At 65.0% G+C, this 22,733-nt stretch carries 21 protein-coding genes and 1 tRNA gene; 10 read left to right on the top strand and 12 right to left on the bottom strand.

From position 1 onward, the window contains the following. Position 1: 1 nt before the first annotated feature. The 5 genes from HRUBRA_RS02725 to HRUBRA_RS02705 are packed head-to-tail and all read right to left on the bottom strand — an operon-like array spanning position 2 to position 4,075. Positions 2 to 1,165, bottom strand: coding sequence for a thiolase C-terminal domain-containing protein (locus HRUBRA_RS02725; RefSeq protein WP_035514315.1), 1,164 nt, complete (start codon positions 1,163 to 1,165; stop codon positions 2 to 4). After that, positions 1,162 to 1,596 (bottom strand): hotdog family protein, encoded by a 435-nt coding sequence (locus HRUBRA_RS02720; protein ID WP_035514312.1) that lies wholly within the window; start codon positions 1,594 to 1,596, stop codon positions 1,162 to 1,164. The genes HRUBRA_RS02725 and HRUBRA_RS02720 overlap by 4 nt, the downstream gene beginning before the upstream one ends. Then, positions 1,593 to 2,075, bottom strand: a complete 483-nt coding sequence (locus tag HRUBRA_RS02715) for an FAS1-like dehydratase domain-containing protein (protein ID WP_035514310.1) — start codon at positions 2,073 to 2,075, stop codon at positions 1,593 to 1,595. Before HRUBRA_RS02715 ends, HRUBRA_RS02720 begins: the two co-directional genes overlap by 4 nt. Further along, the gene (locus HRUBRA_RS02710; RefSeq protein ID WP_035514308.1) at positions 2,068 to 3,618 is read right to left on the bottom strand and encodes an AMP-binding protein; all 1,551 of its coding nucleotides are present in this window, start codon (positions 3,616 to 3,618) and stop codon (positions 2,068 to 2,070) included. Before HRUBRA_RS02710 ends, HRUBRA_RS02715 begins: the two co-directional genes overlap by 8 nt. A gap of 10 nt (positions 3,619 to 3,628) precedes the next feature. Further along, positions 3,629 to 4,075 carry a nuclear transport factor 2 family protein gene (locus HRUBRA_RS02705; protein ID WP_035514307.1) on the bottom strand — a complete coding sequence of 149 codons (447 nt, stop codon included), beginning with the start codon at positions 4,073 to 4,075 and terminating at the stop codon, positions 3,629 to 3,631. A gap of 116 nt (positions 4,076 to 4,191) precedes the next feature. Between HRUBRA_RS02705 and HRUBRA_RS02700 the strand changes: the two genes are divergently transcribed. The 6 genes from HRUBRA_RS02700 (at position 4,192) to HRUBRA_RS15090 (ending at position 8,116) form a co-directional block, all read left to right on the top strand. Next, on the top strand, positions 4,192 to 4,803 hold the full coding sequence (locus HRUBRA_RS02700; RefSeq protein ID WP_035514304.1) for a TetR/AcrR family transcriptional regulator: 612 nt from the start codon (positions 4,192 to 4,194) through the stop codon (positions 4,801 to 4,803). A 205-nt stretch (positions 4,804 to 5,008) separates the two neighbouring features. Then, entirely contained in the window at positions 5,009 to 5,284 is a 276-nt protein-coding gene (locus HRUBRA_RS02695; RefSeq protein WP_035514303.1) for a hypothetical protein, read from the top strand. Between the two features lie 60 nt (positions 5,285 to 5,344). Further along, positions 5,345 to 5,420, top strand: a tRNA-Thr gene (locus tag HRUBRA_RS02690). 145 nt (positions 5,421 to 5,565) lie between these two features. Next, positions 5,566 to 6,990, top strand: coding sequence for a cytochrome ubiquinol oxidase subunit I (locus HRUBRA_RS02685; RefSeq protein ID WP_035514300.1), 1,425 nt, complete (start codon positions 5,566 to 5,568; stop codon positions 6,988 to 6,990). Continuing rightward, a complete protein-coding gene (gene cydB / locus HRUBRA_RS02680; RefSeq protein WP_035514299.1) occupies positions 6,990 to 7,991 on the top strand; it encodes a cytochrome d ubiquinol oxidase subunit II in 1,002 nt (333 codons plus the stop codon). The genes HRUBRA_RS02685 and cydB overlap by 1 nt, the downstream gene beginning before the upstream one ends. Then, the gene (locus HRUBRA_RS15090) at positions 7,991 to 8,116 is read left to right on the top strand and encodes a DUF2474 family protein (RefSeq protein WP_144244357.1); all 126 of its coding nucleotides are present in this window, start codon (positions 7,991 to 7,993) and stop codon (positions 8,114 to 8,116) included. The genes cydB and HRUBRA_RS15090 overlap by 1 nt, the downstream gene beginning before the upstream one ends. On the opposite strand, the gene pip is transcribed toward HRUBRA_RS15090, so the two are convergent. The 7 genes from pip to doeB2 form a co-directional block, all read right to left on the bottom strand. Continuing rightward, complete coding sequence (gene pip / locus HRUBRA_RS02675) at positions 8,113 to 9,084, bottom strand: prolyl aminopeptidase (RefSeq protein WP_035514298.1); 972 nt, start codon at positions 9,082 to 9,084, stop codon at positions 8,113 to 8,115. The genes HRUBRA_RS15090 and pip overlap by 4 nt on opposite strands. A 79-nt stretch (positions 9,085 to 9,163) precedes the next feature. Further along, the gene (gene dinB, locus HRUBRA_RS02670) at positions 9,164 to 10,273 is read right to left on the bottom strand and encodes a DNA polymerase IV (RefSeq protein ID WP_035514296.1); all 1,110 of its coding nucleotides are present in this window, start codon (positions 10,271 to 10,273) and stop codon (positions 9,164 to 9,166) included. A gap of 245 nt (positions 10,274 to 10,518) precedes the next feature. Then, positions 10,519 to 12,981 (bottom strand): TonB-dependent receptor, encoded by a 2,463-nt coding sequence (locus HRUBRA_RS02665; RefSeq protein ID WP_035514294.1) that lies wholly within the window; start codon positions 12,979 to 12,981, stop codon positions 10,519 to 10,521. A 136-nt stretch (positions 12,982 to 13,117) separates the two neighbouring features. Further along, positions 13,118 to 14,491 (bottom strand): NAD-dependent succinate-semialdehyde dehydrogenase, encoded by a 1,374-nt coding sequence (locus HRUBRA_RS02660; protein ID WP_035514293.1) that lies wholly within the window; start codon positions 14,489 to 14,491, stop codon positions 13,118 to 13,120. Then, a complete protein-coding gene (gene doeA / locus HRUBRA_RS02655) occupies positions 14,475 to 15,725 on the bottom strand; it encodes an ectoine hydrolase (RefSeq protein ID WP_035514291.1) in 1,251 nt (416 codons plus the stop codon). Before doeA ends, HRUBRA_RS02660 begins: the two co-directional genes overlap by 17 nt. Continuing rightward, positions 15,722 to 17,026, bottom strand: a complete 1,305-nt coding sequence (locus HRUBRA_RS02650) for an aspartate aminotransferase family protein (protein WP_236629762.1) — start codon at positions 17,024 to 17,026, stop codon at positions 15,722 to 15,724. Before HRUBRA_RS02650 ends, doeA begins: the two co-directional genes overlap by 4 nt. Beyond that, entirely contained in the window at positions 17,023 to 18,207 is a 1,185-nt protein-coding gene (gene doeB2 / locus HRUBRA_RS02645) for a N(2)-acetyl-L-2,4-diaminobutanoate deacetylase DoeB2 (RefSeq protein WP_236629761.1), read from the bottom strand. The genes HRUBRA_RS02650 and doeB2 overlap by 4 nt, the downstream gene beginning before the upstream one ends. A 235-nt stretch (positions 18,208 to 18,442) precedes the next feature. Here doeB2 and HRUBRA_RS02640 point away from each other — a divergent pair, with 235 nt between their 5' ends. The 4 genes from HRUBRA_RS02640 to HRUBRA_RS02625 are packed head-to-tail and all read left to right on the top strand — an operon-like array spanning position 18,443 to position 22,675. Then, the gene (locus tag HRUBRA_RS02640; protein WP_035514290.1) at positions 18,443 to 19,669 is read left to right on the top strand and encodes an acyl-CoA dehydrogenase family protein; all 1,227 of its coding nucleotides are present in this window, start codon (positions 18,443 to 18,445) and stop codon (positions 19,667 to 19,669) included. Between the two features lie 50 nt (positions 19,670 to 19,719). Then, complete coding sequence (locus HRUBRA_RS02635) at positions 19,720 to 20,487, top strand: crotonase/enoyl-CoA hydratase family protein (RefSeq protein ID WP_035514289.1); 768 nt, start codon at positions 19,720 to 19,722, stop codon at positions 20,485 to 20,487. Positions 20,488 to 20,497: 10 nt separating this feature from the next. Next, entirely contained in the window at positions 20,498 to 21,730 is a 1,233-nt protein-coding gene (locus tag HRUBRA_RS02630; protein WP_035514451.1) for an acetyl-CoA C-acetyltransferase, read from the top strand. A 3-nt stretch (positions 21,731 to 21,733) separates the two neighbouring features. Then, the gene (locus tag HRUBRA_RS02625) at positions 21,734 to 22,675 is read left to right on the top strand and encodes a D-2-hydroxyacid dehydrogenase (RefSeq protein ID WP_035514287.1); all 942 of its coding nucleotides are present in this window, start codon (positions 21,734 to 21,736) and stop codon (positions 22,673 to 22,675) included. The last annotated feature ends 58 nt before the right edge of the window (positions 22,676 to 22,733 follow it).

The following is a 22,733-nucleotide window of genomic DNA, read 5'->3' as shown; positions in this document are numbered from 1 at the left end:
GCTACACCTCCCTGCCCAGCACGAGCGTCGCGTGGCTCGACATGATACCGCCCTGGGCGTGAACAAGCCCTGCCTCGGCGTTTTTCACCTGGCGTTCGCCGCACTCCCCCCGGAGCTGGCGTACCGCCTCGGTGAGTGCAAACATCGCCCCAGGGTTGCCCGGATGGCAGTGCGATAGCATGCCGCCATGGGTGTTTACGGGCAGCCGGGCCCCGGGGCCCATGCCTTCGCTTGCCAGATAGGCACCGCCCTCACCCTTGGCGCAAAAGCCGAGGTCCTCGAGCTCTGCAAGGACCGTCGGCGTGAAACAGTCATAGAGCTGGGCGAAGGCGAGATCCCCGGGACCCACACCCGCCATGGCGTAGGCCGCCGCGCCGGACTCACGCGCCGCGGAGCTTGTGAGGTCGCGGGCCTGACTGATGTGTTCATGGCTGTGCCCCTCGCCAAAGCCAAGGCAGTACACCGGCGGCCGCGCGAAGTCGCGGGCGCGATCGGCCCGCGTCAGCACTACGGCCGCGCCGCCGTCGGAGACCAGGGAGCAGTCGAGGAGGTGCAGTGGATCAGCGATGGGCCGCGACGAGAGCACGTCGTCGATGGTGACAGGTTCGCGCTTCTGCGCCGTTTCATTGCGCGCCGCATGGGCCCGCGTATCCACGGCAACGCGGGCGAAATGCTCCGGCAGGGTGCCGTAGCGGGCCATGTGCGCCTGGGCGATGAGCGCATAGTAGGCCGGCACTGTCGGACCGTAGGGCTGCTCAAAGTCCGGGTGACCCGTTGCGGACTGCATCCGCATGGCCTGGTCCCGGCTGAGACCGCTGCGCAAGCTGTCAGCCATCGCCAGCACCACCGTTTCCACCTCGCCGGCGAGAATGGCTGCTGCCGCGTGAGCCAGGGCTGACACGGTCGTTCCCCCGCCCGTGGGCAGCGTAAGACAGAGCTTCGGAAACAGCTGCAGGTACTCCGCCATGGCCTCCGCGTGATACATGATGGGCTGCGCCATGGCGTTGCAGGTAATGAGACCGTCGACCTGCCCCAGCTCAAGACCCGCATCGGCGACGGCGCCGCGGATTGCCTCGGCGCACAGTTCCGTGGGAGTGACACCGGGGACAACGCCCACTGTTGTGTCATAGGCGCCCACGAGGGCTGTCGCGGCCCGCAGGCTCATGGGCGTAGGCCCCCGCCAAGCTGCACGGTCGCCTCGCCCGGTACCAGCGTGGCACCGTCGTCATTACGTACCCAGAGCACGAGCGCGGCGGTCCCGGCGTCTTCATTGACGGCCGTGACCTCGCCGCCGACATGCAGCGCATCGCCGACATAGGCCGCACCGCGGTTCGAATAGCTGATGCGGGCCAGCTCTCCTTCACCGTCGAGCCATTCCTCAACGCACTGGTGAAGCCAGTCGCCGAGCAATGGCCCGGCCACCACAAGCCCGGGATAACCTTCTACGTCCCTGGCATAGGGATAGTCAAAATGGATGCGGTGCGCGTTGTAGAGCACCGCGTTATAGAGGAAAAGCTGGATCTCGTCACAGCTGCGGGTAAAGCCCGGCAGAGCATCACCGACCTTGAGCTGCCTGTTCGCCGTCGCCGTATTCACCGCAGGATCCTCGTCGTCTTTTCCCGGATGACGAGCTCACCCTCGTCATTGCGTATTTCCATGACCAGCTCGTAGAAGATGAGCGGTCCGGAACGGCCGTGCTTTTCGTAGATGTCGGTGAGAGTACGCGTCGCCGTGAGCCAGTCGCCGGGGTGGATCGGTGCCAGGTACTCGATGTCGAGCCCCCCGGCCATGGCCTTCTCCAGCGGGAATTTCGGCAGCAGCTTGTCAATGAAAACGCCATCCGGGGACAGCTCGTCCATAGTAACCACGTCCCAGAACAGGGGCACGTGAAACATCGGCGGCGCCACGTCGCCATCCAGGTAACGCTGCTGCCGGTTACCGGTGGCCACAGCGTATTTGCGGATATCCCGCCGCGTCACCAGCTCGCGCCGGGGCGTATCCTGTCGGCCGATGTTAGCCAGCAGCTCGGGCGTAAGAAGCGATTCCGCGGCGGCCATGTTGGTGGAACTAGACATTCTTCTCGTGCTCCCGCCAGTAAGGTTCGCGCAGGTCGCGCTTGAGGATCTTGCCTGTCGGCGCCTTGGGCAGGCTGTCGACGAAGTCTACGGAGCGCGGTTTCTGGTAGGACGCCAGGTGTTCGCTGGCGGCCTTGATAAGCTCCGCCTCCGTGGCGCTCATGCCGGGCTTCAGCACCACCACCGCCTTCACGGCCTCACCCCATTCATCATCGGGGATGCCGAACACGGCAGACTCCAGCACCGCCGGGTGCTGGTGAATCGCCGCCTCTACCTGGGTGCTGAAGATATTCTCGCCGCCAGAGATGATCATGTCCTTCGCGCGGTCGACGATATAGACATAGCTCGCCTCATCCCAGGTGGCGACATCGCCGGTACGAAGCCAGCCGTCGCGCAGGGTCTCGGCGGTCTGCTCGGGCTGGCGCCAGTAGCCGACCATGTTCGCCTCGGAGCTGACGATAATCTCTCCGGGAGTCATGCCATCCCGGGGCACATCGCCCCCCTGCCCGTCGACCACGCGCAGGGTGGTCATAAAAGCCTCCCGGCCACAGGAGGACAAACGACCGGAGTGCCTGCCATCGACCGCGGCACTGTGATCCTCCTGCGACAGGAAGCTCATGGTCATACCCTCGGTCTGCCCGTAGCCCTGAATTATGGTGCAGGGGAAGGCCTGCAGGGCCGCCTCCACCACCTTGCGCGGCATGGGCCCGCCGCCGTACTGGATGTTGCGCAGGCTGGACAGATCAAAGCGATCAAAGTCCTCCACCGCCATCATCCAGTTCAGCATCGTGGTAACACCCAGGAAGGCGGAAACACGCTCACGCTGGATAACCTCGAGAGCGAGCCGGGCTTCAAAATTGATAAGAACCACCGGGCAGCCGTGGGCCATGTAGTTCATCGCCAGCACCACCGGAATATGAAACATCTGACCGGTGAGCATATAGACGTCGTCGCGCTGTACCCGTTCAGCAACGGTCTGGTTAACCATACCCGTAAACAGGGAGCGGTGAGTGTGCAAAGCCCCTTTGGAGCGGCCGGTGGTGCCCCCGGTGTAGAGAATCAGCACCGGGTCGTGGTCACCGACGCTGGCGGCAACGGCAGGCTCTTCACTGCTCGCACCGGCAAGAAGCTGCTCGTAGGTACCGTCGGATCCGAAACGAAGCCAGTGCGGAATCGTCACCTGGGTACCGAGGGCATCGACGACCTCGTCAAAGTCACCGGCGTAAGCCAGGGCGCGGGGCTCACCGTCTTCGATGATACGCGCGAGCTCCGCAGTACCGAGGCGCCAGTTCAGGGGCTGCAGCACGAGGCCGATGCGGGCACAGGCAAAATAGAGCTCCATGTACTCGATGCAGTTCTTGGACAGCACCGCAACCCGGTCGCCCTTCTCGACCTGGAGCCCTGCAAGCAACCCATTAGCGAGGCGCCGTACACGCTCATCCAGCTCCCCGTAGCTGATGCGACGATCATTGGGAATGTCGATAAGGGCGGGCTGCTGCGGCTGCATGCGCGCCGTCTTTGCCGGGATGAGTCCGATATTCATGCGCCGCGCCTCAGTAGGACTTGTCGAGATCGAGATGGCGACGCACCAGCTCCCAACGCTCCCCGTTCCACAGGGCCTCGTCGTGATAGACCCCGGTACATAGAAGCTGCACGACACCGTCTTCCGTTGCCATAAGCGCAAGATAGGACCTAACGGGGACAGCACCGGCGACGGTCGCTGCGTCGGCCGGCGGATAGAACACATTCGCCACCACATGCCGGCGCTTGTCGGTCTGCTCGGCCCAGGCGCCGCGCATGAGCCCCATGATAGCGTCCCGACCCTCGAAGGGACCGACGAGATCTCCGCCGGCAATCCGCAGCGAAAACAGGGCATCCTCAGCGAAGCATGCGGCGAGCATGGCGTCCTCACGCTCATCCAGCGCATAGGCCGAGCGGGAAAGCAGTTCCTCGATGGCAGCGCGCGCGGTAGTATCCGGGGTCAGCGAAGCGACGGGCATACGCAAGTCCTCGTATGAGGTATTCGTTTTATGGCGGAAGCCTACGATCTATTTGAAGAAGATTCAAACGAAAAATTTTGCTAGCTTTACGCCGCGAATGCAAGGAAGCCGCCCCTTTGGATAGTACCGCCCCAGCGCAAACGCCCCCCCGCAACACCCGTCAGGCACGGAGCGCAGAGCGCCGCCGCCGTATTTTTCAGGCCCTCCACGACTGCGTCATCGACAAGGGCTACACGCGCACCACCCTGGCGGATGTCGCCGCCGGCGCGGGCATGTCCGCAAGCCACCTGCTTTATTACTTTCGCGGTAAAGAAGATATTCTCGAGCAATACTTCGAAAACGTCTCGGAGAAATTCCTGGCCCGCATCGGCGGCCAGGGCGACGCCCCGGTCCGGAGCCGCATCGAACACCTCGCAGATCTCTGGTTTCGAGGCGAAGCCAGCACGCGAACCGAGATCGGCTTCATGCTCGAGTGTTTCGGCGCGGCGGTACACGACGAGGTACTGCGCGTCACCAAAGCCGAGTTCGACCTCCGCTGCAAGGATCACCTTGCCGCCATCTTCGAGGCCGCGCCGGCCTGCTACCTGGGTGATGATCGCGATGCTGCGGAAGTTGCCTACGCGATGATGATCGGCCTCCGCTCCGCTGTTTATTTTGACCAGGCCATGGACCTGGCCAGCGCGCACCGCATTTTCCGCGACACACTCCTGAAAATCGCCTCGCTCTAGACCGTAAGCCGGCACGCCTCTGAATACCGGGGCCCAACATTGATTCCCTTTTGAAACCATAATGCGGCGACACCAGCTGTCGTCAGCGCTTTTAATCTGTGAAAATTTCCTATCGGGACTTGAATAATTTCACTTTGGCACTATTATCCAGTACGTAACATTTAATGTTACTTAAATACACACTTGGATAGACCTGGAGGAAATTGTGAAACACTTCACCTGGCTGGCCGTCCTTGCCAGCGCTATGGTCGCCGCCCAGCCGCCGGCCTCGGCGCGAGACGTCCCGGCGGGTACCATGGCTGTTACTGCGGCTGTTACTACGGCTGTGTTCGGGATCGAGCACGATGCCGCAGCAGCTGAGGCACTCGGCACACCGCTCAAGCGCATCACCGACGAGCTGGACCGTGCACTGGAACTGCAGCTGGCTCCCCAGGACGATGCGCCGGGTCTGGACGCTGATTACGTCGCCTCCCTGCGCTGAGACAGCGACCGCACGCTTGCCGGCATCCGGGTGATGGCATAAAATCGCGCCCTCTTCCGGGCCGGCATAGCTCAGTTGGTAGAGCAACGCATTCGTAATGCGTGGGTCGGAGGTTCGAATCCTCTTGCCGGCACCATCCTTACACGGTCCTTTCCGGGCGCTTGCATACGATCGTTCAAGCCGTGCCGCATCGCAGGCGGGCTTTGCTCATTGGGCGCTGTTCCGGCTGGTCTGCCGCAACCCACACCGCGTAACAACGCCAAATCACACGGCTGTTAACCATGTTTGACGCCCTCGATGCTCTGCTTCTGGCCCGCGCCCAGTTCGCCTTCACGGTCGCGTTCCATTTCATTTTCCCGTCCCTGTCGATCGGGTTGGCGAGCTATCTTGCCGTACTCAACGGCTTGTGGCTCCGGACCCGCGACCGGAGCTACTTTGAGCTTTTCCAGTTCTGGGTACGCATCTTTGCGCTCATTTTCGCCATGGGCGTGGTCTCAGGGATCACCATGTCATACCAGTTTGGCACCAACTGGTCCGTCTTCTCCGATCGTGCCGGCCCGGTCATCGGCCCGCTCATGGCCTACGAAGTACTCACGGCCTTCTTTCTCGAGGCCGGTTTTCTCGGGATCATGCTCTTCGGTCGGGAACGTGTCGGTGAACGGCTGCACATGTTTGCCTGCGCCATGGTCGCCTTCGGCACGGCGCTCTCGGCGACCTGGATACTATCCGTGAACAGCTGGATGCAGACGCCGGCCGGCTACGAGCTTGCAGCCAACGGCCAGTTTCTGCCGACGGACTGGGTAGCGATCATCTTCAACCCGAGCTTCCCCTACCGCCTGGCGCATACGCTCACCGCGGCCTATCTCACCACCGCCTTCATGGTGGGCGGTGTGGGGGCCTGGCATTTACTGCGCGGCCGCGGCCACAGTGCACCGGTGCGGCGCATGTACTCCATGGCGCTGTGGATGGCCGCCCTGGTGGCGCCCCTACAGGTCGTCATCGGCGACCTGCACGGCCTCAACACGCTCGAACACCAGCCGGTGAAAGTGATGGCCATGGAGGGGCACTACCAGAGCTACCCGGAAGGCGCACCGCTCTTCTTCTTCGGCATACCGGATTCGGATGCAGGCCAGGTGCGCCACGCTATCGCCATACCCAAACTCTCGTCGCTGATCCTCAAGCACGACCTCAACGCGCCCCTAGCTGGGCTCGACACAATACCTCCGGCCGAGCACCCGCCGGTCGGCATCGTGTTCTGGTCCTTCCGCATCATGGTCGGTCTCGGCCTCGCCATGGCACTACTGGGACTCTGGAGCCTCTGGGTCCGCTACCGGGGTCATCTCTACGAGGACCGCTGGCTGCAGCGCGCTGCGGTGGCCCTCGGGCCCTCGGGCCTGGTCGCGGTCATCGCCGGCTGGGTCACCACTGAGGTCGGCCGCCAACCCTGGACGATTTATGGCGAACTGACCACTGCTGCCTCCGTTTCACCGATTGCCGCGCCGGCCGTGGCGACCTCCCTGCTGGTGTTCGCGGTGGTCTATTTCCTGGTCTTCGGCGCCGGCGTCTTTTACCTGATCCGGCTCATGGCACAGGGGCCCGAACGGCCTGAGGATCCTGAAGGGTCCGCGCCGGAAGGCCCTCTGCGCACCGCCGGCACGGTCCCCCTGGCGCAGTTCCAGACCATAGCCAGGGGGAGTGCTGGCTAATGGACCTGACACTCGCCTGGGCCGGCCTGCTGGTGCTTGCCGTGTTCATCTACGTTGTGCTCGATGGCTTTGACCTCGGCATCGGCATGCTCTTCGCCCTGTTCCCCGCCCGCCGGGACCGTGACCTGCTCATGAACTCGGTAGCACCCGTCTGGGATGGTAATGAGACCTGGCTGGTCCTCGGTGGAGGCGGTCTCTTCGCCGCCTTTCCTATGGCCTACGGCATTTATATGACCGCGCTCTATGCCCCGATCATCGCCATGCTGCTGGCCCTGGTATTCCGTGGCGTGGCCTTCGAATACCGCTGGCGTACGGAGCGCTGGCGCCGCTGGTGGGATCGGGCCTTCATCCTCGGGTCGGCCGTGGCGGCGCTGGCCCAGGGTATCGCGCTCGGTGCCGTCCTCCAGGGCATTACCGTGGACGGCCGCAGCTATGGCGGCGGATGGTGGGACTGGCTGACGCCCTTCACACTGCTCACCGGCGTGGCTGTGGCCATTGGCTATGTGCTGCTCGGTGCCTGCTGGCTGGTGCTGAAAACGGAGGGCGAGGTCCATGACCGGGCGCGGCGTATCGCTGTGGGCGCCGCGGGCATCACCGTAGCCATGATCGGCGCTGTCAGCCTTGCCACGCCATTCCTGGAGGCCGCTTACTGGACGCGCTGGTTCACCATGCCCACGGCCCTGGTGGCCGCGCCGGTCCCTGTGGCAGTAGCCGCCCTCAGCCTCTGGCTCTATCGCTCGCTAACCCGCGATGGCCATGACCTGGCACCCTTCCTGCTGACTCTCGGGCTCTTCGCCCTTTGCTTCGCTGGCCTCTGTATCTCCCTCTGGCCCTATATCATCCCCACCTCGGTAACCCTCTGGGAGGCCGCCGCGCCACCGTCCAGCCAGTGGTTCATGCTGGTCGGCGCCATGGTGATGCTGCCCCTGATCCTTGGCTACACGGGCTACGCCTACTGGGTGTTCCGCGGCAAACTGGATCCGGACGAGGGCTACCACTGATGGCAGCTCCGCCCCTGCCGCCGGCGCTGCGGCGCGTCCTCTGGTTTCTTGTACTCTGGGCTGCCGGCGTGCTGGCTGTGGGAACCGTGGCTTTCGGGCTGCGCGCGCTGCTCCTGCCCGGCTAGCGCCCGGCGTTGAGCTCGGGACACTCGCGCGCCAGGCGATCCGTCGCCGCCACGAGCGCGGCGGCATTGCCCCCATCGAAGGCCGAGTGTCCGGCGTCGGCCACAAGATGGAACTCGGCCTCCGGCCAGGCGCGGTGGAGAGACCAGGCTGTAACCGGTGGACAGACCACATCGTAGCGTCCCTGCACAATCACCGCCGGAATATGACGAATGCGATCAATGCCTTCCAGCAACTGGTCCGGATGCTCGAGAAAACCTCCGTTGACGAAGTAGTGGCATTCGATACGCGCCATGGCCAGGGCCGCCGCTGGTGTACCGAGCTCAGCCACGAAAGCCGCTCGCGGTCGCAGGAAGCTGGTTGACGCCTCCCAGACCGACCAGGCCCGCGCCGCCGCCAGACGCTCGTCCTCATCGGGCCCGGTCAGCCGGCGATGAAACGCCTGCACGAGATCGTCGCGTTCGTCTTCCGGAATCGGCGCCAGGTACGCTTCCCAGGCGTCCGGGTACAGCTCGCTGGCGCCATGCTGGTAAAACCAGCGGATTTCCCGCTCGCGCAGAAGAAAAATACCGCGTAACACGAGTTCGCTGACCACCTCCGGATGTGCCTGAGCATAGGCAAGAGAAAGCGTGCTGCCCCAGGAACCGCCGAAGACCAGCCAGCGCTCGATGCGCAGTGTCTCCCGCAGACGCTCCATATCTGCGACCAGGTCCCAGGTGGTGTTGGCCTCGAGAGAAGCATGCGGCCGGGAGCGCCCGCAGCCACGCTGGTCGAAGAGCACGATGCGATAGCGCTCGGGATCAAAGAAGCGCCGTGCATCCTTGCCCGCCCCGCCACCGGGACCACCGTGGACAAAGAGGCAGGGCTTGCCCACCGGGTTACCGCACTGCTCGTAATAGACCTCATGGCCATCGCCGACCGTCAGCCAGCCGTGGTCATAGGGCTCGATCGGAGGGTAGAGGGTATCCATAGCTCAAAGACTCGTTACGTCGGTGTTGTCATCATGAGGCCTTCCCGCGGGCGCGAGCAAGGACGCACGGAACGTCGGCTCAGAAAGCGAGGGTTTGCTGCGCCGGCGGCGGCTCCCCGACCCTGACAGCCGGTGGCTCTGGTGCTGCCAGCGCCGAGAGCGCGATACCGAGCAGCCGAACCCCCTGCGCCGGCGGCAGCAGGGACGCAAGGGCCATAGCCGCCAAATCGCGCAGCTGCTCCTGCGTCTCCACCGGCGCAGCCACGGAGCGCGCCCGGGTCAGCAGACGGAAATCCGAGTATTTCACTTTCACCGTCACGGTCCGCCCTCGCAGCGGCTGCCCTTCGACCCGTGCCCAGAGTGTGCCGGCAATCCGGTCCAGGGCCGCAAGCACCGACGGGCTGTCCTTGAGATCCTCACCGAAAGTACGCTCCGCGCCGATGGACTTGCGCTGCCGCTCCGGCCGCACCGGCCGTCCGTCGAGTCCTCGCGCAGCGCCATGAAGATAGGCGGCAAATTTGCCGAAATGCTTTTCCAGGAAAACAAGCTCACAGGCCCGCAGCTCAGCACCCGTGTGAATCCCCAGGCGCGCCATGCGCTCGGCGGTACGCGGGCCGACGCCGTGAAAACGGCGCACCGGGAGGTCGGCAACAAAGGCGGGCCCCTGCTGCGGTGTAATGACGCAGAGGCCATCGGGCTTGTGCTGGTCCGAGGCGATCTTGGCGAGGAACTTGTTGTAGCTCACCCCGGCACTGGCCGTGAGCCCTGTCTCTTCGCGGATGGCCGCACGGATGGCCCGGGCGGTCGCGGTGGCGCTGCCGAGGCCGGCGCGGTCGTCGGTGACATCGAGGTAGGCTTCGTCCAGAGACAGCGGCTCCACGAGCGCACTGTAACGGGCAAAGATGGCGCGGAGCTGGCGGGAGATAGCCCGGTAGTGGTCGAAGCGCGGCGTGATGAAAACGAGCTCCGGACAGCGGCGCTTCGCGGTGACGGACGGCATCGCCGAACGCACCCCGAACACCCGCGCCTCATAACTCGCCGCCGCCACGACCCCGCGGCGCGCCGATCCGCCCACCGCCACGGGCCGGCCACGCAGCGACGGATCGTCCCGCTGCTCTACGCTGGCGTAGAAGGCGTCCATGTCGACGTGAATGATCTTGCGCGGCACGCCGCACGCTTCCTCGCTCATGCGCGAATCTTAGCTCAGCACCGGTCACAGAAAGAAACCATCGCACTGTTCCGGGGTCAGGGCGGGCTACTTCTCTCAGTCGCTCCCCGATACACGCTTTGTGAGAGAAGTAGCCCGCCCTGCCCCCTGGCGCCTCGCGTGCTTTCAACTCGCTCGACGTGCCACCACGGGTAGGGGCAGTCTGCGATAAGCAGGAAGAAGCCGGGGGCCCAGGGAGCGCCCGGCCTCAATAGCTACCGTCGCGGCTAGAACCGGTAGGTGCCCTGGAGGGCGTAGGTCGCCGGGCGGTCGAGGAACTTGTAGTAGGCGATGCCCGTGCCGCCGGTGAGCGTGCCCGCCAGCGGCGCCTCGCCGCCGTAGATCACCACATCTTCGTCGGTGAGGTTCTGGCCGACAAAGGCGAGTTCCCACTGGCCCGACGCCGCGCCGAGCGCCACGCGCAGATTCACCCGGGTGAAGGCATCCTGCTCGCTGCGCGGGTCCAGCGTGGGGTTGTAGGTATAGGGGTCGCTATAATTGAGGTCCAGCGTCGTACGCAGTTCCAGGCTGTCGCCCAGCGGCATCACGTAATCGGCGATCAACGAACCGGTCCATTCCGGCGTGTACTCTTTACGCTGACCGGTTGCATCGCAGGTGACGCCATCCGGCTGCACCGAGCCGGGATCCAGCACCTGCTGACCGAAGTAACACTGGTTGTTCTTGAAGTCCGTGTACTCGAAGTCCAGATACGCCACGGCAGCGCTGAGCGTCAGCCCCCCGGTCACCAGCCAGCGGCCATCAAGCTCCACCCCGGAAATCTCCGCCTCGCCGGCATTCTGCACATTGAAGCCGAGGACGCCGTCGAACTGGCTCGTCTGGAGGTTGGTGTACTCGGTGTAAAAAGCCGCGACATTGAGCTCAGCCGTGTCGCCGATGCGCATCTTCGCGCCGACCTCGAAGCTCTCGGCAGACTCATCCTCAAACTCGAAAACACCGCGGATATCGAGCCCCCGGCCAAGATTCTGGGCGTTGACCACGTTCGGGTCCGGGTGACCGTTGGAGCGTATATCAAAACCGCCGGCCTTGAAGCCCTCGACGTAGGTCGCGTAAAGCATCATGTCGTCGGTGGCATCCCACTGCAGCGTCACCAGCGGGTTGAACTCCTCCTCCTTGCGGTTCCCGGAGATCGTGTCGTAAGGCTCGATGCTGAAGGCGCCGAAGAGCGGGTTAAGGCCCCAGAGCACGTTCGGCGTCTGGCCGGTCGGGTCCGTGGCCGGCGTGGGCTGATCATCAGGCCCGAAATGCACCTGCGTCTTGGTCGCTTTCTTGTCTTCCTCGCTGTAGCGACCACCGAGCACCAGGCGGAAGGTATCGGAGATGTTCCAGGTCACCTGGGCGAAGGCCGCCCACATGTCGCTCTCCTGGTCCGCGAAGCGCCGGGTGCGGATATCGGAAAAGTTCGGGTTCAGGATCCGGAGCAGGCTGTTGTCCATCACATTAATGGAATCCTCGAAATCCAGCTCGTTGGTCTGGTAGTACAGGCCGGCAATGTAGTCGATGGTTTCACCGCCCGGTGAGGTCACGCGGATTTCCTGGCTGAACTGTTCGAAGGCCTCATCCTGCAGCGCATTGAATACGGTCGCGCTGGTGAAGTCGCAATCACAGTCCTGCTGAAACTCATACTCCAGGTAACCGGTAGTGGACGTCAGGGTCAGCCCGCCGAGGTCGTAGTCGATCTTGAGGACGAAGACATCGGACTGGTTATCGTGGAAATCACTGTTGCCACCGCGCACCCGGTTGAGTTCACCATCATCACCGGAGTAGTCGACCGGCGGCTGCAGGCCGAGAACACCGTTGGCCAGGCCGACAAAGTTGTCGAGGGCCGTGATGTAGTCCGTGCCCTGGCCCGTGCCGACCAGGTCCTCCCGGACAATGCTCTGGTGCAGTTCCACGTTGCGCCCGTTGTCATCGAAGTCCGAGCGCTCGTATTTGGCCCACACTGAGAGCTGCTCCGTGGGCTCCCAGAGCAGCGAGCCGCGATAGACCATTTCCTCTTCCTGCTTTTCATCGTCCCCGGTAAAGGTGTTCGTGTAGGGCCCCTCCACATCGCGATACATGAGCGAGAGGCGCCCGGACAGCGTGTCCGTGAGCGGCCCGGAAAGCACGAGCCGGTAGTCCTGGCGCTCCTCCTCGACTTCGTAGAGCGCTGTGAACGAACCCTCGAACTCGCGTGTAGGCTTCGCGCTCACCATGCTCACGGCACCGGCGATGCTGTTCTTGCCGAAAAGAATCGGCTGCGGCCCCCGCAGCACCTCGATGCGCTCCAGGTCGAACAGTGGCGAGCGCGCGAGCTGGCCGCGGCCGTAGTAGATGTTATCGACGTACATGCCCGTAGATTGTTCAAAGCCGGGATTGATCCCCGAGCTGACGCCGCGGATGGTAATGTTGTTTGAGATACCGCTCTGGTTCATGGAGAAGTTCGGCACGTAGGTCGTCAGCGCCTCGAGGTTAGTGATATTGGCCTCGATAAGCTTGTCACCGCTGACGGCACTGACGGAAATCGGCACGTCCTGCAGGCTCTCGGCCCGCAGCTGGGCGGTGACGATCACCTCCTCAAGGGTGAGGCCCTGCTCCTGGCCCTGAGCCCCGGCCGCAAGAGCCAGCGTCAGACCGGCAGCAAGCGGGCGGCGTTGAAGAGAAAAAAGACGGACTTGTGCTGTCGTTGGCATTGCAGGTACCTCATACTTTTCATTATTAGATCTGACTGCTGCTGCAGTCTGGTTATGCAACCAACTCGAGGATAGCAGCTACGCCTGCGCATCGTACCGGCATTTTTTGCCAACTTTGACCGCTTACGCCAGCCGCCTAGGCGCTCTGCTTCGGCCCCACCCAGACCTGCTGCGCATTGACGAAAGCATGGATGCCGTGAGGCCCGAGCTCCCGGCCATAGCCGGAGCGCTTCACGCCGCCACTGGGTAGGCGCGGGTCCGTCTTGACGATGCCGTTGACCGCCACCTGACCGGTGTCGAGCTCCGCCGCAAGGGCCTCCGCCCGTCCCGCTGCGCTCCACACCGAGGCGGCGAGACCGTAGCGGGTGTCGTTGGCCATGGTCACCGCTTCCCCGGCGTCCGCGGCGCGGAGCACCACCATGACGGGGCCGAAGGTCTCTTCCCGGGCCGCCGTCATGGCCTGGGTCACCTCCGTCAGCAGGGTTACCGGGTAGAAGAACCCGTCGCCACCGGGCAGCTCGCCGCCGAGGCGGCAGCGGGCGCCGGCGGCAACGGTCTCCTGTACCTGCCGGTGCAGGTTTTCCCGAAGGTCCTCCCGGGCGATGGGGCCGACATCCGTTGCCTCTTCCCGGGGGTCGCCCACCGTGAGCGCCGACAGGCGCTCCTCGAGAAGACCGACCAGCCGGTCGTGCACTGCCTCCTCTACGATGATGCGCTTGGCCGCGATGCAGCTCTGCCCGGCGTTGATGATGCGGGACAGGGTGATCACATCGGCGGCGGCCTCGAGGTCCGCGTCCGCAAGGACAATGCATGGATCCGAGCCGCCGAGCTCCAGCACCGCAGGCTTGATCTCGGCGGCCGCGAGCGCTGCCAGAGCACTGCCACCCCGCTCAGAACCGGTGAAGGAAATCGCGCGAACGCGGTCATCGCGGATGACCTCGGCCACGGCGGCGTGATCCATGGCCAGGTCCTGGAATAGCCCCGCCGGGGCACCGACCCGCTCGAAGAGCGCACCGATGGCCGCCGCGCAGGCGGGCACGTGGGCGTCGTGTTTCATCAGACAGGTGTTGCCCGCCATGAGGGCCGGTGCTGCGAAGCGGAACGCCAGCCAGAAGGGCGCATTCCAGGGCAGCACCCCGAGCACGGTACCGAGGGGGAGGTGCTGTACGTAGCTGTGGCTCGCGTCCGAGGGCAGCACCTGGGTCGCCAGATAAGCTTCCGCATGCTCGGCATAGTGCTCGGCCGCCCAGGCGGCCTTTTCCACCTCTCCACGGGCCTCACGGATGGGCTTGCCCATCTCTTCGGTCATGAGCGGCGCAAGCTGTTCCACATCCTCCCGGAGCAACGCCGCGACCGCGCGCAGTACCTCCCCGCGCTCAGCAAAACCCGCGCGGCGCCAGTCCTCGAAACAGCGGTGGCTCGCGGCGAGCGCCGCCTCCACGGTGGGCCCATCCGCGTAGGGCACTTCCCGCAGCAGGCGACCGGTGGTCGGGTCAATCACTCTCTGCATGGGCAACTCCTTCGTCCTTGCCATGGGCTTTCTCTGCGCGCAACGGTGCCTTACCGGCAGCTTTTTCCTTCGAGGGCTTCACGACGAAGTCCCGGTCGAGGGTGAAGAAACTCTCGCACCCGTCCGCGGTCACCCGGAAGGTGTCAGAGATGCCGACGGTCTTGTCGCCCTCCACGCCCCACATCCAGGGCAGCAGGTGGAAGGTCATGCCCTCGCGCAGCACCCGGGAATCTCCCTGCTTCAGGCTGACGATGTAGCCCTCGTCCCAGGACGGCGGGAAGGCGATACCGATGGAATAGCCCGAGCGCGTGATCAGGCTCGCACCGACCATATTGTCGGTAATGATGTTGCGTACGAGGTTATCCACGTCGGATACCGTCAGCCCCGGCTGCACCTGCGCGTGCACCTCATCAAGGGCGAACTTCATGCGCTCCTGCGCCTGGTACATGGCATCCGTCAACTCACCGCAGACCGCCGTGCGCATCATCGCCGTGTGGTAGCGACGGAAACAGCCGCCCACCTCCATGAACACATGCTCCCCGGGCTGCACGGTACGCCCCTCCCAGGTGGCGTGACCGATCATGGAACGGGGGCCGGAAACCACATAGGGCATCACCGCCGGCGGCTCCCCCCCCGCGCGAAACATGGCCGCGGAGATGGCGGCGCCGATTTCATTCTCCGTAACGCCGGCCTCGCAGGCCTCGAAGCCTGCGCGCATGCCGGCCTCCGTGGCCCTGGCCGCGCGGCGCATGATCTCGATTTCCGCCGCTGACTTGCAGACGCGCCCCTCCTCCACGATGCCGAAGCAGTCGATAAGTCGGCCGTCGCGGAAAGTGGTGTGGATGGCGTCCTGGTGGTACGCCGGAAAAAAGTAGCTGTTGCGCTCATAACCCACGGTTTTCTTGCTGAGCCCGAACTCGCGCAGTGCCTCTACCAGCATCTGAATCGCATCGCCCGTATCCGGATAGGGCCGGGTCTTCTCCACCCAGGTCCGGGCGTGGATGTTCGACTCCTCCAGGTGCCGGGTGATCATGAAAGGCTCGTCCTCGAGCGGCACGACCAGGGCCTGGAAGAAGGAGTACCCGGTGGTCTGGTAGTCCGTGAGGTACATGAGGTTTTCCGGGTCCGTGATCACCACCGCATCGAGCAGCCGGGCCGCCATGCGACCGCGAAGCTCGCTCAGCCGGCGCTCGTACTCCTCGAAGGGAAAGGTCATGTCATCGCGCTGTCTCATTGTTCCTCCAGGACGGCCTCCAGGTTGCGCAGAAGCGTGTCGAGGCCCTCGTCGAGATCCGCTTCGGAAATGGTCAGCGGGGGGATAAGTTTGAAGGTGGAACCGCCGGTACCGCTGGCACCGATCAGCAGACCATCCTGAAAACAGCGCGCGCAGACCTCCTTGGTGATGGCACCATCGCCTACGTCAAGGGCCTGCATCATGCCCTTGCCGCGCACCTGCATGGGATGATCCCTGCTGTCGGCGAAGGCCTGCAGCCGCGCGGCCATGCGCTTACCCTTCCCTGCGACCTCCGTCATGAGTACATCGTCATCGAAGTAGGCGAGGGCCTCGCGACCGGCAACAAAGGACAGGCCTTGGCCGCGGAAGGTTCCCGTGTGTTCACCCGGCTGCCAGTGATCGTCATGCTCGGGCTTGACCAGATTCATGGCGAGCGGTGTGCCGAAGCCGCCGATGCCTTTGGCGAGGGTAATGATGTCCGGGTCCAGCCCCATGCCGTCGAAACTGAAATAAGAGCCGGTGCGGCCGCAGCCGGCCTGGATATCGTCGATGATGAAAAGAGCCCCCACATCCCGGGCAAGCTTCTCTACCGCGCGCAGCCACTCCTCGCTGGCCACGTGCACACCGCCCTCGGCCTGGATCGCCTCCACCAGGAACGCCGCCGGCGGCTCCAGGCCGGAGGAGGTGTTTTCCAGCTGGCCACGCAGCGCTTCCACGGAGCCCATGCCACAGCCCTTGTGGCAGCCAAGGCACACCTTCTCGCAGCCAAAGGGCTGGCGCAGCACATGCTCCAGAGGCACACCGGCGGCATTGCGGAAATAACTGTTGGCGGTGGCAGCCAGGGAGCCCAGCGTCATGCCGTGAAAACCGGAGGTGTAGGCGACCACCGACTGGCGACCGGTTACCCGGCGGGCGAGCTTCAGCGCCGTCTCGACGGCGTTAGTGCCCGTGGGCCCCATGAAGGTCATGCGGTGGTTCATGCCCCGGGGCTTGAGGATCGTAGCGACAAAAGCCTCGAGGAAGTCGCGCTTTGCCGTCGTATGCATGTCGAGGCTGTGGGCCACGCCGTCGGCCTCGATATAGTCGATGATCGCCTTTTTCATGCGCGGGTTGTTATGCCCGAAATTGAGCACGCCGGCACCCGCAAAGAAGTCGATATAGGACTTACCTGCCTCATCGACCTGTCGAGCGTTGGACGCAGACTTGAACACCGTGGGATAGAGGCGGCAGTAACCGCGAAGCTCTGACTCCCACTGGTGAAAAACGTCGGCTCCCTCCGGAGCATTCATGGCTGTATTCATTGCCTTTCCTCTGTTTTTGCGTTGTCATCCTGCGGCGGCATCGCCCCCGGCAGCGGTGCGCCGACGAGGCGCGCGTAGACCCGCGCCATGGGCGCGATAAGCGCATCGTTGAAGTCGTAGCGGGCGCTGTGGCAGGGCACCTGGTGGCAGCTTTCTTCTCCGCCGGCGCCGACCAGTGCGAAGGCACCGGGCCGCTCCCTCAGGTAATAGCTGAAGTCTTCGGACGCCATGATCGGCAGACGCGTGTCGCCACTGAAAACCCCCGGGCCGAACTCCGCGGCCAGCGCACCGCGGTAGCAGGCTGCCTCCCGGGCATGGTTGACGGTCGGGCCATAGCGCGGGAACAGCTCGACCTCGCAGCCAACGCCGTACCCCGCCGCTGTACCGCTGGCTATCTCCGTCATGAGTTCGCCGAGTCGGGCGCGATCGCGATCGTCCGCAATGCGGAAGCTGCCCTCGATCACCGCATTGTCGGGAATGACCGTCGGCGTGCTGCGGGCGTCGATGGACGTGACACTGAGCACCGTTGCTGCCTGCGCCGGGAGACGCCGGCTCACCACCTGCTGCAGCGCCTGCACCACCGCGGCCGAGGCCAGCACCGGGTCCCGGCAGAGTTCCGGCTGGCTGGCATGGCCACCGGCACCGCGGAGCGTGAGGCGATAGGTACCATTGCCGGCCATCACCACCCCATCGGGGCAGGCTGCCTGACCAAAGGGAATCGCCGGCCAGTTATGCCAGCCGAAAACGGCATCGACGTCGTCGAGGGCGCCATCGGCGATCATTCGCCGGGCGCCATGACCGCCCTCTTCTGCGGGCTGGAAAAGCAGCGTCACCGGACCCGGAAGTTCGCCCTGCACCCGCGCCAGCCACAAAGCCGCCGCAACAAGCGTGGCCGTGTGCCCGTCGTGACCGCAGGCATGCATGCAGCCGTCGCGCCGCGAATGCCAGGGCAGCGCTGTCTGCTCCGTAATCGGGAGGGCGTCGAGGTCGGCGCGCAGGGCCAGGTGTCGGCCTGGCGCGTCGGGTGCGAGGGTGGCGACCGTACCGGTCTCTGCGCAAGGTCGCCAGGCAAGCCCCAGGTCGTCAAGGATGGCGCGGACGCGGGCCGCCGTGTCATGTTCGGCCCAGGTCAGCTCCGGCTCGGCATGCAGCACCCGGCGCAGCTCGATCGCCCGAGCCACGGCGCTATCCCAGGAAGCTGCGCTCATCGCGCGCCTCGCCGGGCCCGACTCAAGACCCGGCGGGTCCTGTGAGGAGCGCTACACATGCCCCCTACCCTAGGGACCCGGGCGGGGCACTGCAAGTGTCGCACCGGACGGACCGCTCATCACACCGTGGCCTTGGCGGCCGCGCCGCGCTAAGGTATGCGCTCCGCAAGGACCACCCAAAGAAAACGAATCACACAAGGACGTCTTCATGTTCGAGTTCAGCGAGCAGTCCCGGGACCTGCAGGTACGGCTGCAGGCCTTCATGGACGACTACATCCACCCCAACGAGCACACCTTTGCCGAGCAGCTCGCCGGCGCGAGCAACCGCTTCGCCCCGGTACCCATCGTTGAGGAGCTCAAGCTCAAGGCCCGGGAGGCCGGGCTCTGGAACCTGTTCATCCCGCCATCCCTGGCGGCATTCTGTGACCACGAGGGCATTGGTAATTTCGATTACGCGCCCCTCGCCGAAATCATGGGCCGGGTGCTCTGGTCGCCGGAGGTCTTCAACTGCAATGCCCCGGACACCGGCAACATGGAGGTGTTCATGAAATATGGCACCGAAGCACAACAGGAGCGCTGGCTGCGCCCTCTCCTCGACGGGGAGATCCGCTCGGCCTACGCCATGACCGAACCACAGGTAGCTTCTTCCGACGCCACCAACGTGGAACTTTCTATCGAGCGTGACGGCGATGAGTGGGTCCTCAACGGGCGCAAGTGGTTCATCACCGGCGCCATGTACGAGCGCACGGCTATCTTCATCGTCATGGGCAAGTCGGATCCGGACAACGCCAACCGGCACCAGCAGCAGTCACAGGTACTGGTGCCGCGGGGCACCCCCGGGCTTGAGATCGTGCGGCCGCTGACCACCCTCGGCTACGATGACGCCCCGCACGGCCATGCCGAACTGCGTTTCACCGATGTCCGCGTCCCCCTGGAGAACATTCTCCTCGGTGAAGGCCGCGGTTTTGAAATCGCTCAGGGCCGCCTGGGCCCGGGCCGTATGCACCACTGCATGCGCCTGGTCGGTGCCGCCCAGCGCTCCCTGGAGCTCGCCTGTCAGCGGGTAACCCGCCGCGAGACCTTCGGCCGGCCCCTGGCCAAGCACCAGTCCATCCGTGAGAGCATCGCGCAGAGCTTTGCCGAGATCGAGATGATGCGCATGCTGGTGCTCAAGGCCTGCAAGCGCATGGATGAGGTCGGCGCCCAGGCGGCGCGCGACATGATCGCAGCCGCCAAGATCGCCGTGCCGCTCATGGCCCAGACCGTCATCGACCGCTGCATGCAGGTGCATGGCGCCGGCGGACTCACGGAGGACTACATGATGGCCGAGGCCTTCAGCTATGCCCGCTGGTGCCGCCAGGCCGACGGCCCGGACGAAGTCCACATGATGGCCCTCGGCAAGCAGGTTATCGAGCGCTATAGCGATCCCGACTGAACGACGACGGAATCCCCCGCGACCACCCACAAGCTTAAAGGAGAACAACAGTGAGCGAAGCGGAAGTCCTGACGGACGCCCAGGACGGCGTCCTGGTCATCACCCTGAACCGCCCGAAGGCGAAGAATGCCGTCAACAAGGCCACCGCCGAGGCCGTAAGCGCGGCGCTGGACCGGCTTGAAAGCGACGACAGCCTGCGCGTGGGCATTATTACCGGCGCCGGCGGCACCTTCTGCTCCGGCATGGATCTGAAAGCTTTTGTTACCGGCGAGATGCCTATGGTGGAAGGCCATGGCTTTGCCGGCCTGGTCGAGCGCACGCTGAGCAAGCCGCTCATTGCTGCGGTCGAGGGCTACGCGCTGGCCGGCGGCTTCGAGGTGGCCATCAGCTGCGACCTGATCGTTGCCGCCGAGGACGGCCAGTTCGGCATCCCCGAGGTAAAACGTGGCCTGGCAGCCGCCGCCGGCGGCCTGGTCAAGCTGCCGAAGCAGGTACCCCCGAGGCTGGCCATGGAGCTTGCCCTTACCGGCGACTTCATCAGCGCTGCCCGTGCCGCCGAGATCGGTCTCATCAACAGCGTTGTCGCCCCGGGCACAGCTCTGGAGGCTGCGAAAACCCTGGCGGCAAAAATCGCAGCCAACGGCCCCCTGGCGGTGGCCCGCAGCAAGCAGGTCATCGCAGCAGCCCAGGACTGGAGCACAGAAGAGATGTTCGACCGCCAGAACGCGGTGCTCAAGGACGTGCTCACCAGCGAGGACGCCATCGAGGGGGCCACGGCCTTCGCCGAGAAGCGCGCCCCCGTCTGGAAAGGCAAGTGAGGGTATGACCATGAATGAAGCCTGGCTTATCGACGCCTGCCGCACCCCCCGCGGCATCGGCAAAAAAGGCAAGGGGGCGCTGGCCCACCTGCATCCACAGCACCTCGGGGCGACGGTGCTCGCGGCCCTTGCCGAACGCACGGGCATCGACACCGCCGAAGTGGACGACGTCATTTTCGGGACCAGTACCCAACGCGGCCAGCAAGGGGGTGACCTCGCCCGCATGGCGGCCCTGGACGCCGGCTACGATATACGCTCCTCCGGTGTCACCCTGGACCGCTTCTGCGGCTCCGGCATCACCAGCGTAAACTTCGCCGCCGCATCAATCATGAGCGGCATGGAGGACCTGGTGGTTGCCGGTGGCTGCGAGATGATGTCGACCTTCGGCTCCGACCCGACCCAGTCGCCCTTTATCGATAGCGATAACCTGCACCTGCGCGCGAAGCACCCGCAGCCGCACCAGGGGCTCTGCGCCGACACCATCGCTACGCTCGAGGGCATTGACCGGGACGCCCTTGATCAGCTCGCCCTCAGCTCCCAGCAGCGGGCAGCCCGCGCCATAACGGAAGGCCGCTTCAGCCGCAGCCTGGTGCCGGTGCACAACCCCGACGGCAGCCTCGCCCTCGACCACGAGGAATTCCCGCGGCCGGATACGACCATCGAGAGCCTGGCGGGCCTGAAGCCGGCCTTCGAAGCCCTCGCGGACTACCCGCTCAATGACGCGGGCACCACCTTCCGCAGCCTGGTGCTGCAGGCCTATCCGGACCTGGCTATCAACCACGTGCACCACGCGGGGAACTCCTCCGGCGTGGTCGACGGCGCTGCTGCCCTGCTGCTCGCTTCACCGGACTACGCCCGGGCCCACGGTCTGAAGCCCCGGGCACGGGTGCGGGCCATGGCCAACGTCGGCGATTCCCCGGTGCTGATGCTCAACGCCCCGGTTCCGGCGGCGAGGAAAGTTCTGGCCAAGGCCGGCATGACCCTCGACGACATCGATCTCTTCGAGATCAACGAGGCCTTCGCCGTCGTTGCCGAGAAGTTCATCCGCGATCTGGGCCTCGACCGTGAGCGGGTGAACGTCAATGGCGGCGCCATGGCGCTCGGGCATCCGATCGGCGCTACCGGCTCCATCCTGATCGGCACGCTCCTCGACGAGCTTGAGCGCCAGGATAAGCAGGTGGGCCTCGTGACCATGTGTGCTGCCGGCGGCATGGCTCCGGCGGTTATCATCGAACGGGTCTAGCGCATGAGTTCCGGCGGCGGTGAGGCACTGCTGCTGCTGGCAGACGATGCCGACGCGCTGGCACGGCGCCTCGCAGAGCGCCTGCCCCCGGAGCTCGCGCTCATCAGCTGCAGCGATGCCGACAGCGCCCGCCGGCGCGGCACCGGGGCTACCCTGGCCCTTGCCAGCCCCGCGCTGCTTGCCGAGGTGCTGGACGATCTGCCGGCCCTGCGCTGGGCTCAGTCCACCTGGGCCGGCGTGCGCCCCCTCGTGGATCATCCCAGGCGGGACTATACGCTCACAGGTGTGCGCGGCATCTTCGGCCAGGCCATGAGCGAATGGGTACTGGGGTGGTTGCTGGCCATCGAGCGCGGGATTCTGCGCCGCAGCCGGGCGGCGCACTGGGAGGGCTGCCCGGACGGCACTGTTGCCGGCAAGCGCCTGGGCATCCTCGGCACCGGCGCCATCGGCTGCGCCGTGGCCCGGCGCGCCGCGGTCCTCGGCATGGCCTGCCGCGGCCTGAACCGCGATGGCAACCCGGTCGAGGCGTTCGCAGAGACCTTTGCTCTGGCCGATCTACGGCGCTTCGCCGCGGGGTGCGACTATCTGCTGGCCCTGCTGCCGGACACCCCGGCAAGTACCGGACTGGTCGATGACGGCTTACTGGGCGCCCTGCCCCGCGGGGCTGTCTTCCTGAACGGCGGCCGTGGCAGTACGGTACAGACGGATGCAGTGGTGGCGGCGCTCCACGCTGGACAGCTGCGCGCAGCGGTGCTGGACGTATTCCCGAAAGAACCCCTGGAGGATGACGATCCCCTCTGGGCGGTGGACAACCTCTACATCACCTCGCACACCGCGGCGCCCACGGATCCCGGCGCCATTGTCGAGCTGTTTCTCGCCAACCTGGCCCGCTACCGGAAGGGCATCGGGCTGAGCGATGTAGTCGATTTCAGTCGGGGCTACTGAAACCCCGGCACCGTGGCGGTTGCGCGCGGGCCGAAGCCGGCCCGGGGCGCCGACCGCT

Source organism: Pseudohaliea rubra DSM 19751, from assembly GCF_000764025.1.
Taxonomy (GTDB): domain Bacteria; phylum Pseudomonadota; class Gammaproteobacteria; order Pseudomonadales; family Halieaceae; genus Pseudohaliea; species Pseudohaliea rubra.
The sequence above is the reverse complement of the archived record's forward strand: the minus strand, read 5'-3'. Positions and strand labels throughout refer to the sequence as shown.